Below are 9,408 nucleotides of genomic sequence, written 5' to 3'. Positions count from 1 at the left end.
AGTTAAACAGTGATCTGATTCAGCTCTGAAAAAAATTGCCGCATTCCCGAAGAAAATCACGGAAATCCAGAGCGGGAAAGGAAAATTTGGAAGCACACCAGGGAAATTTTGACGGACCAGAGTTTCTTTCGTATAATAAAATCAAAGAAATTGAGGAAAAAAGATGAATCAGGATTCAGAATTATTTATCGAGGCGCTGCAGCGTCAGGATTTAGCGGCTCTGCGGAAGGTGCCGAAGGCCGATCTGCACAATCATTTCATGCTGGGCGGCGACCGCAAGTGGATCCGGGAGCGCACCGGGATTCAGATCGATCCGATAACGCAGCCGCTGGCTTCCATGGCGGAGATGGATCAATGGAGCCAGGAGCGGATCAATGCCCATTTCGGCGATCGCAGCGGCCGGCTGATCATGCTGGAAGCGACGCTGCGCCAGGCTGTAAAGGATGGCGTACAGGTACTGGAAATCGGGGAGGATGTTTGGGCGTTAAAGCATTTCTACCAAGGCGAGATTCAAAATTTGCTCAGCAGCTGGGAGGCTGTGAAACAGGCTGTGGCCCCCACGATAGAACTGCGGTTTCAGGTCGGCATGTCGCGGCATTGTGGAATAGATTACCTGATGGAAAAACTGGAGCCGTTTTGGGATCGTCCGGAATTTTATGCCTTGGATTTATATGGTGATGAAAACGCCCAGCCGATCGAGAATTTCATTCCGATCTATCGCCGTGCCCGCCAAAGCGGCTGGGTGCTGAAGGCGCATGTCGGCGAATGGGGCAGCGCGCTGGATGTGCAGAAGGCGGTGGAATGTCTGGATCTGGATGAGGTTCAGCATGGTCTTGCCGCTGCCCAGGATCCGGCAGTGATGGCCTATCTGAAAGCCAAACAGGTACGCCTGAATCTGACGCCGTCCAGCAATGATCTTTTAGGCCGGGTGCCTTCACTGGCCCAGCATCCGATCGCTCGTTTTGTTGAGGCGGGAATGGAAGTGACCATCAATTCGGATGATGTGCTGATCTTTGACAGCGACGTTTCCAAGGAATATCTGCGGCTGTATCAAGCTGGAACACTGAGTGCTCAGCAGCTGGATGAAATTCGTATGGATGGTCTTAAAAAAACGCAAGCCAGGACATTTGCGTCAAGCCAAGAAAAGGCAGAATAAAAAAAGGCAATATCGAACAGGGCAAAGTTTATCGGTTTGGCAGATAGAGACTGATTCTGCAGGCTTTGATCAAGCGGCATGAAATGAAGAGAAAGCAAGTTATATCCGAGGTGCTGTCTTGGTCAATAGGAATAAAAAATCATTTTATTTCAGTTATGCGGAACAAGCCGAAAAAACCATGAAATTAAACGCTATGCAAAACCGAGAAAAAAATGCCGCAGTTTCCCAAGTTCTGCATATATATAATAAGGATAAGAAAAAAGAGAAATTGAAAGGGCATCAAGGCTTATGGGATGAGTCCCAAGATCAGTGACGCTTTCTGAATATTTCTTTTTGTTTGCTTTCGCTGAGTTTCAATGGTATATTTTAAATGAGTCAATTCAATGAATATTATTCAATCAGTTCAGAATGAGTGGAACAGAAGGGAAGGCAAACCCATGGAAAGAAAAAAACGTCAGAAAAAAGGAAATCGATGGGGTATCACGCTGACCCCGATTTTGCGGTACAGTTTAATTTTCTGCTTGATGATTTTGCTCATCATCGGAATCGGCGGGGCCGGCTTGTCGCTCAGCCGGATGAAGGCGGAGGCCAGAGCCGCGCTGACCAGCGTTCATGCGCAGACTTCGCAGCGAATTGAGGAGTCAATACAGCTGTTGGAAGCACTGGCAAGTTTGCCGGAATTCTACGATCCGGCACGGGATCCCATTGAAAAAGTAAAAAAGCTGGATCAGATGAGTCCGTACTTCGGATACTTGATGATCTGTTATGTGGATGCGGACATTACGGTCTATTCCGACGGATCCGAGCCAGCCAGTCTGGCAAGCCGCGAATATATGCAGTGGCTGTTTTCGACGGGTGAGCGGCAGATCACGGACAGCTTTGCGGCTGGGGCGGACGGCGTAACGCTGAATTATACCGTGGCAGTGCCGCTTATCGATCAGGAAGGCAATATTACCGGCTGTCTGTTCTGTGCGATTTATTTTGATGAGATCGTGGATATTCTCCGGGATGCCGCCAGCATTAATAATTCGCAGGCGGTGCTGATCGGTTCGCAGGGACAGATTATGTCCTCGACCCTGAATCTGCCGTATGGTGATTCCTATATGGATGAATTGTTGAAGACACACTTGCTCGGCGTGACGGCAGATCAGCTGCAAAGTCAGCTGTTAGCGGCAGTGCCAGGGGATTACTGGAGCTTTAAAGACGGTGATTTCCGCTATACTCTCTATCAAAGAGTCGATAATACGAACTGGGATATTCTCTGTACAGTCAGCTTCTGGGAAATTTTTATTGGCATTCTGCCGATGCTGACGTTGGTCAGTGTGCTGACGGTCCTGCTGTGCGGGGCATTGATGCTGGTGCTCAGACGCTATATTGCCAAACAGATGAAGGTTGTCGATAACTTGGTGCATTCCGTGGAAGAGTTGGAAAAGAGAATTTATCAGGATGAATGTCCGCAGAAAACCGATTTCCGGGAAATCCTTCGGTTAACCAGCGACGGACTCTCCGACAGCCTGACCGGCGTCGTAACCCGGACGGTGTTTTTGAGTCAGGCCGAAGCCCAGCTGAAGAAGCTGCAGCCGGAACAATTGTGCGCGCTGTGTTTTGTCGATCTTGATAATCTCAAGCATATCAACGATAACTATGGTCATTCCGGCGGGGATATCGCCTTGAAAAGCGTCGGCTATATTCTGCGTGAATATGAGAAAAAGTATAACGGCGTGGTCGGACGCTACGGTGGGGATGAGTTCATTCTGCTTTTGACGGATCTGGAAAGCGAACAGGAGCTGCGCGAGGTGTTGGAAGAGCTGGTGATGCGCCTGCATACGGAGGTCGCCTCGGCAGGCGAACGGATTCCGGTTCAATGCAGTATCGGAGTCTCTATCTACCAGCCGTCGGAGAGTCTGGAAGAATTAATTGCGAATGCGGATGAATCACTGTACTTTGTCAAACAAAACGGCAAGGGTGACTTCCGGATTCATAAGAATTGAGGAAGCCTATGAAGACGCAAATGAAACGAGCGGCTCTTTTGGGAGGCAGTGCTTTGAGCGTGCTGCTGAGCGGTCTTGGAATTTTCACCGGGATGCGCGGCATGTTGAGAGATATCCGTCAACGGGAAGCCGCCAACATTCTCTATTTTTACAGTGAGAATATCAAACTGCAGCTGCATGGCTCGCTCAACGAAGCGGACTCGCTGGCGCAGTCAGCCCTGATCCTCGGTACAGAGGACCCGCAGTGGCTCGATACGGCAGCCGCTTCGCTGATGGAGAATCCGGCGGTAAAGCAGGTTTATCTGTTTGATGGCGATACGCTGGTGCGGGCTTTGCCGCAGGCTGAAAAAGTGCAGGAAGGCAAAAAACTGAAGGACTTTTCTTATGCCTATACGCTGGCGAAAGTTGTAAAGGAATTGGTGATTGAGGGGCCGGTTGTTGAAATGCACTCCGATCCGCAGTCGGTTTTCCTGTTTTTGCAGCCCTTTACTCGGCAGGAAGCCTATCTGGGTTTGGTTGTGGTAGCCTTAGACAGTGATTATGTCCTGGAGCAGTTTGGTTTTGATTACTTTCAAAGCGCCGGGTATGACTATGAGCTGTGGCGCGTAGATCAGCAGACCGGACGGAAAGAAATCATTATTTCGTCCAATGCGGAAATGGACTTTTCACAGGCCGCAAAAACGAATTTCTATCTGCCGACGGAGTGGAATCTCAGCATTCAGCCGGTTGACGGATGGATCAGTCCGCAGCAGAACATGCTGGTTGCAGCGGTTACGCTGGCGGAAATGCTGCTGTTGGGGCTGCTTTTGGCTGCCTTTGTCCAGCTGCAGAACAAGAACCGGAAGTTAAGAAAGATTGCGGTTCATGATCCGGGAACCGGCTTATATAACCGGATTGGATTCTGTCAGAAGCTGGATCTTTGGCTGCGGCAGTCGAGCGCTCCGGTGCAGTTGTTTTATCTTGTATTTGAGGGCTATGATCAAACGGCTCAATTGATGGGACCGGAACAGGAAAATACAGTTTTGAAAGGGCTTTATCCGCGCCTGAATGCGTATATTCAAAGTCCGTTTCTGGCAGGCCGGCTCAGTGCCGGAAATTTGGTGGTCGCCATTCGGGATGAAATGGATGCGCAGCAGCGGGAAGACTTTGCCCGCGGTTTGTCGCTGGAGCTGATGTTAAAGGTCCGGATTATGGAAACCAAGAAATTTCTGACCGCTCAGGTTCAGCACGCGCTCTGCACCTTGGATCCGGCACAGGATCAGCTGGAAGTCCTGATCCGCAAGTATTACCTGCGCTCAGGCAATCTGTCGCCGATTCACAGTCTGACACAGAAAATTCAGCGGCTGATCCAGGGGCAGAACGGAATTGTTTTCGATGAAGATGCGGATTTGGAAATTCTGGAACTGTCCAAAGCGCTGAATCAATACCGCAAGAAGGCGGAACAGATGGCGTATTCCGATCCAGCGTTTAAGGTTGGCAACCGAATGAAATATCAGCGGGATGTCAATGTTCTGATTCAATATGACAAACGCCGCCGCTTCAGTCTGTACTGTATTGATATTTGTTCCTTCAGTCAGTATAACGAGCTGTTCAGCGCGGATGTCGGTGATAAAATTCTGCGTGAAGTGATTCTGCGGCTGTCGCGGGTCTTCGGTTCCAATCTCTACCGCATTAACGGTGACGTTTTCTTAGGCATTCAGCAGTCGAGTGAAAATCAGGAACAGCTGTCACAACAGCTGCATGAGCTATTGTCCCGGCCGGTGACGACGGGCAAAGCGTCATTGAATTTAGAAGTGCGGATTGCGGTCTGCAGCTATCCGCAGCATGGCAGTACGCCGGAAAATTTACTGGATCGTGTTCAGGCTGCACTGCGGCATGCCAAACAGACTAATTTGCCGACGGTGATCTACAATTCAAAACTCGATCAGCTGTTAAGAACCGAAACCGAAATTCTGCATCAGCTGCAGGCGAGGATCCTCGATCAGACGCTGGAGGTCTGGTATCAGCCGCTGCGGGATTTGCCGACAAAGCAGTATTTAGCCGCCGAAGCGCTGGTGCGGCTGCCTGATCTGAAGGGTGGATACTATTCAGCGGCGCAGGTCGTTGCTTTGGCAGAGCGCAGTCAGATGGTGGAACTGCTGGGGGACTATGTCCTCGTTCAGGCTTGTCTGTATATGAAGCATCAGGGCAAAGCGTTAGGCCTGCAGCGGATGAGTGTAAATCTGTCCGTGCAGCAGCTTTTGATCAACGGCAGTGCCGATCATCTTCTGAAGCTGATCCGAAGCTGTGGTATTGATCTGCGCCTGATTACGCTGGAAATCACCGAAAGCGTTCTGATTCAATCGCTTGAACAGGCATCGGCAACGCTGGAACAGCTGCGCAAGGCCGGAATCCGGATTGCGCTTGACGATTTTGGGGTCGGTTACAGCAGTTTGAATTATCTGTCTAATCTTCCGGTCGACGTGATCAAGATTGACCGCTCTTTGACCAAACAGATTCTGACAAGCTCCAAGCAGTATACGCTGCTGAAGGCGATTGTTGAAATGGCGGCCGTAAACCATTTGAGCGTTGTTGCTGAAGGCATTGAAACGGAAGAAGAAAAACAGATGATCGAAGAATTAGGCGTGCAGTATATTCAGGGCTATTTCTATTCCAAACCGAAACGGGCGGAGGAATTAAATCAGTTCTTAAGCGAACAAAATACGAAGTCCCAATAAGTCTTTCATTAGGGCAGCTCATAAAAGAGCTGTCTTTTTGTTGAGTGGATGTCAGCTCATGTCTGAGCCGTTTTGAATGCCTATCCCTTTGTTTATACTGGAACAGTTTTGTATTGGGATTTCACTGATGAGCTTGTGCTGATCTAAAAACTGCGGTATAATATCAATGGCTTTAATTTAGTGCAGCGACACTAAGAAGGCATACACAAAACTTAAGATTTCTGTGCTCTTTTCGTGTAACCTTCAAAAGCCTGTTTTTTGAAGGCTTTTTTATTGGAATGGAGGAATCATGATGAACGATCTGCTTAAACTCAGCTCGCTTTCCACGGAAGAAATCCAACAGATTCTGGATGTGGCGGAATGTTGCCGTCAGGGGGAGTTTGTGGACAGTGAAAAAGGAAAACTTGTCGCCAACCTGTTTTTTGAACCGTCTACCCGTACGCAGTACAGCTTCAATACGGCGGAAGAAAAGCTGGGCATGAAAGTGATCAACTTTAACGCTCAGGCATCCTCAATACAGAAGGGGGAAACGTTCTACGACACGGTCAAGACGTTTGAAAGCTTCGGTCTGGATGCGCTGGTCATCCGGGATCGGGAAGATGAGTATTACAAGCCGCTGCTCGGCCGCATTCAAATACCGATTCTCAATGCCGGCGACGGCAAAAAAGATCATCCGACGCAGTCCTTGCTTGACCTGTTGACGATCCGCCAGGAATTCGGCCGGTTTGAAGGCTTGAAAATCGCGATTGTCGGCGATGTCAAGTATTCCCGCGTCGCGCATACCAACATTGAGGTGATGCAGCGTTTAGGGATGCAGTGTGTGATCAGCGGTCCGGAAGAATACCGCGATCCACAATATGATTACATCGATTTTGATCAGGCTGTGCAGGAAATGGACATTCTCATGCTTCTGCGCGTTCAGCATGAACGGCACGAACAGGCAATGTCCTTAAGCAAGCAGGAATATCATGAAAAATATGGTCTGACGGCCGAGCGGGTCAAGCGGATGAAGGATCATGCGATCATCATGCACCCGGCGCCGTTTAACCGCGGCGTGGAAATCGCTGATGAGGTTGTCGAATGCGCCAAATCGCGGATCTTCAAACAGATCAACAACGGTGTATTCGTCCGGATGGCCGTGCTGAAACGAGCGATGGAGGGACGATAAATGAGCTTTTTAATGCAGAACGGCGATGTGCTGTACCGCGGAAAAATCCGCAAAATGGATGTGCTGGTGGATGATCTGGGCCGGGTAACTGTGGCCGATCAGATTGATTTAACGGCCGAAGATGTCGATGAAATCATCGATGCTTCCAGCTTACTGATCGCTCCGGGCCTGATCGATCCGCATGTTCATCTGCGTGAGCCGGGCTTTGAATATAAGGAAACGATCGCATCGGGGACGCTGGCTGCGGCCAAGGGCGGCTATACTACAATCATGGCGATGCCCAACCTCAATCCGGTGCCGGACAGTCTGGAACACCTGAAAATCCAACAGGAACGGATTCACTATGACGCCAAAGTTCAGGTTATTCCCTATGCGTCGATCACAAAGGGACAGAAGGGCGTCGGCGAGCTAGTCGACTTCGATGCGTTAGCCGCGGAGGTCATCGCCTTTTCCGATGATGGCAAGGGCGTACAGAGCGAAGCGATGATGCGCGAGGCGATGTTGGCGGCCAAACGCAACAACTGCCTGATCGTCGCGCATTGCGAAGATGAAAGTCTGATCGCAAAAGGCGCGTGCATCCATGAAGGCCGCAAAGCAGAAGAACTGGGGTTAATAGGAATTAGCAGCGCCAGCGAGTACCGCCAGATAGAGCGGGATCTGCGCTTAGCCGAAGAAACCGGTTGTCAATATCATATCTGCCACATCTCCTGCAAGGAATCCGTCGAACTGGTACGTCAGGCGAAAAAACGCGGCGTTTCGGTCAGCTGTGAAGTCACGCCGCATCATCTGCTTTTGTGCGAGGACGATATCACCGCGGACGACGGACGGTTTAAAATGAATCCGCCGCTGCGCTCCAAAGCGGATCAGGAATCCCTGATCGATGGCTTATTGGATGGGACGATCGACATGATCGCAACCGACCACGCTCCCCACAGTGCCCAAGAGAAAGCCCAAGGCTTACAGGGCAGCGCGATGGGCATCGTCGGTCTGGAAACCGCTTTTGAGCTGATCTATACCTATCTGGTAAAGACCGGCAAGCTGACCTTGGAACGCTGCTTTGAGTTAATGAGCTACAACTGCGCCGATCTCTTCGGGATTGAAGGCGGCGAAATTGTGAATTTTGAAAAGGCCAATCTGGCGGTTTTCGATTTGAACAAGCGGGAAAAAATCAATCCGAAAACCTTCGTTTCCCAAGGCAAAAGCACACCGTTTGAAGGCTGGTGGGCGATGGGCCGCTGCGTGATGAACGTGACGGATGGACAGATCGTATACAGAGAGGGGCTATAAATATGAATCGGAAATTAGTCTTGCAGAACGGTGTTGAGCTGGCGGCCAAGGGTTTCGGCAGCGATCGGGAGGTCATTGCCGAATTGGTGTTCAACACATCGATGGTCGGTTACCAGGAGATCCTCAGCGATCCTTCCTATACTGAACAGATCGTCGTGATGACCTATCCGCTGATCGGCAATTACGGCATCATTGATGAAGATTATGAATCCAAGCTGATCGGACCGAAAGGGCTGATCGTGCGCGAATACAACGACAAGCCAAGCAACTTCCGCTATACCAAAACACTCAATGAGCTGCTGGAAGAAAATGACGTACCGGGGCTTACGCATTTAGACACCCGCAAGCTGACGCGGATTCTGCGGGATGAGGGAGCCATGCTGGGGCTGATCTGCGATGCTGGCGTGACGCATGAAGAGGCAATGGCCAAGCTGGCGGCGTATTCGGCGCCCAAGGATTTGGTCGCCCGCGTTTCCTGCAAGAAGAAATGGTATTCCCGCTGCGCCAATCCACGCTTTAACGTCGTGGCGGTTGACTGCGGGATCAAATACAACATCATCCGTGAACTGAACCGGTATGGCTGCAATGTGACGATTGTTCCTTACAACACCTCGTTTGAGACGATCATGGCGCTCAATCCGGACGGCATCTTTCTGTCCAACGGGCCGGGGGATCCGGAAAATGTTCCCGAGGTCATTGAGCTGATCCGCAAGCTGCAGGGGAAAAAGCCGATCTTCGGCATTTGCCTGGGGCATCAGCTGATCGCTCTGGCCAACGGCTTAAAAACCTACAAGCTGAAGTTTGGTCACCGCGGCGCCAATCATCCGGTTAAAAATCGGTTGAACGGCAAGGTAGAAATCACCTCGCAGAATCACAGCTATGCCGTCAGCACCGAAGGACTGGAGAATTCCCGGGTTGAGATTACGCATATCAATCTGCTCGATCAGACTGTGGAAGGCTTACGGATTAAGGAAGACCGGATCTTCTCTACCCAATATCATCCGGAATCTTCAGCCGGGCCGGAGGATTCCAAATACTTGTTCGGATTGTTTGTCAGCAATATGGAAGCGATGAAGGAGGGCCGTTAGT

At 50.4% G+C, this 9,408-nt stretch carries 6 protein-coding genes; all 6 read left to right on the top strand.

The features are described 5' to 3' along the window. The first annotated feature begins 163 nt into the window (after nt 1–163). Nucleotides 164–1,156, top strand: a complete 993-nt coding sequence (locus MCG46_RS11535) for an adenosine deaminase (RefSeq protein ID WP_240280139.1) — start codon at nt 164–166, stop codon at nt 1,154–1,156. Between the two features lie 437 nt (nt 1,157–1,593). Then, a complete protein-coding gene (locus tag MCG46_RS11530) occupies nt 1,594–3,147 on the top strand; it encodes a sensor domain-containing diguanylate cyclase (protein WP_240280138.1) in 1,554 nt (517 codons plus the stop codon). A gap of 8 nt (nt 3,148–3,155) precedes the next feature. Further along, the gene (locus MCG46_RS11525) at nt 3,156–5,864 is read left to right on the top strand and encodes a putative bifunctional diguanylate cyclase/phosphodiesterase (protein WP_240280137.1); all 2,709 of its coding nucleotides are present in this window, start codon (nt 3,156–3,158) and stop codon (nt 5,862–5,864) included. 292 nt (nt 5,865–6,156) lie between these two features. Next, on the top strand, nt 6,157–7,032 hold the full coding sequence (locus MCG46_RS11520; RefSeq protein WP_240280136.1) for an aspartate carbamoyltransferase catalytic subunit: 876 nt from the start codon (nt 6,157–6,159) through the stop codon (nt 7,030–7,032). Further along, on the top strand, nt 7,033–8,319 hold the full coding sequence (locus MCG46_RS11515; protein ID WP_240280135.1) for a dihydroorotase: 1,287 nt from the start codon (nt 7,033–7,035) through the stop codon (nt 8,317–8,319). A 2-nt stretch (nt 8,320–8,321) separates the two neighbouring features. Then, a complete protein-coding gene (gene carA / locus MCG46_RS11510) occupies nt 8,322–9,407 on the top strand; it encodes a glutamine-hydrolyzing carbamoyl-phosphate synthase small subunit (protein WP_240280134.1) in 1,086 nt (361 codons plus the stop codon). Nucleotide 9,408: the final 1 nt, after the last annotated feature.

The sequence above is a fragment of the Holdemania massiliensis genome (assembly GCF_022440805.1).
Lineage (GTDB): Bacteria > Bacillota_I > Bacilli_A > Erysipelotrichales > Erysipelotrichaceae > Holdemania > Holdemania massiliensis_A.
The sequence above is the reverse complement of the archived record's forward strand: the minus strand, read 5'-3'. Positions and strand labels throughout refer to the sequence as shown.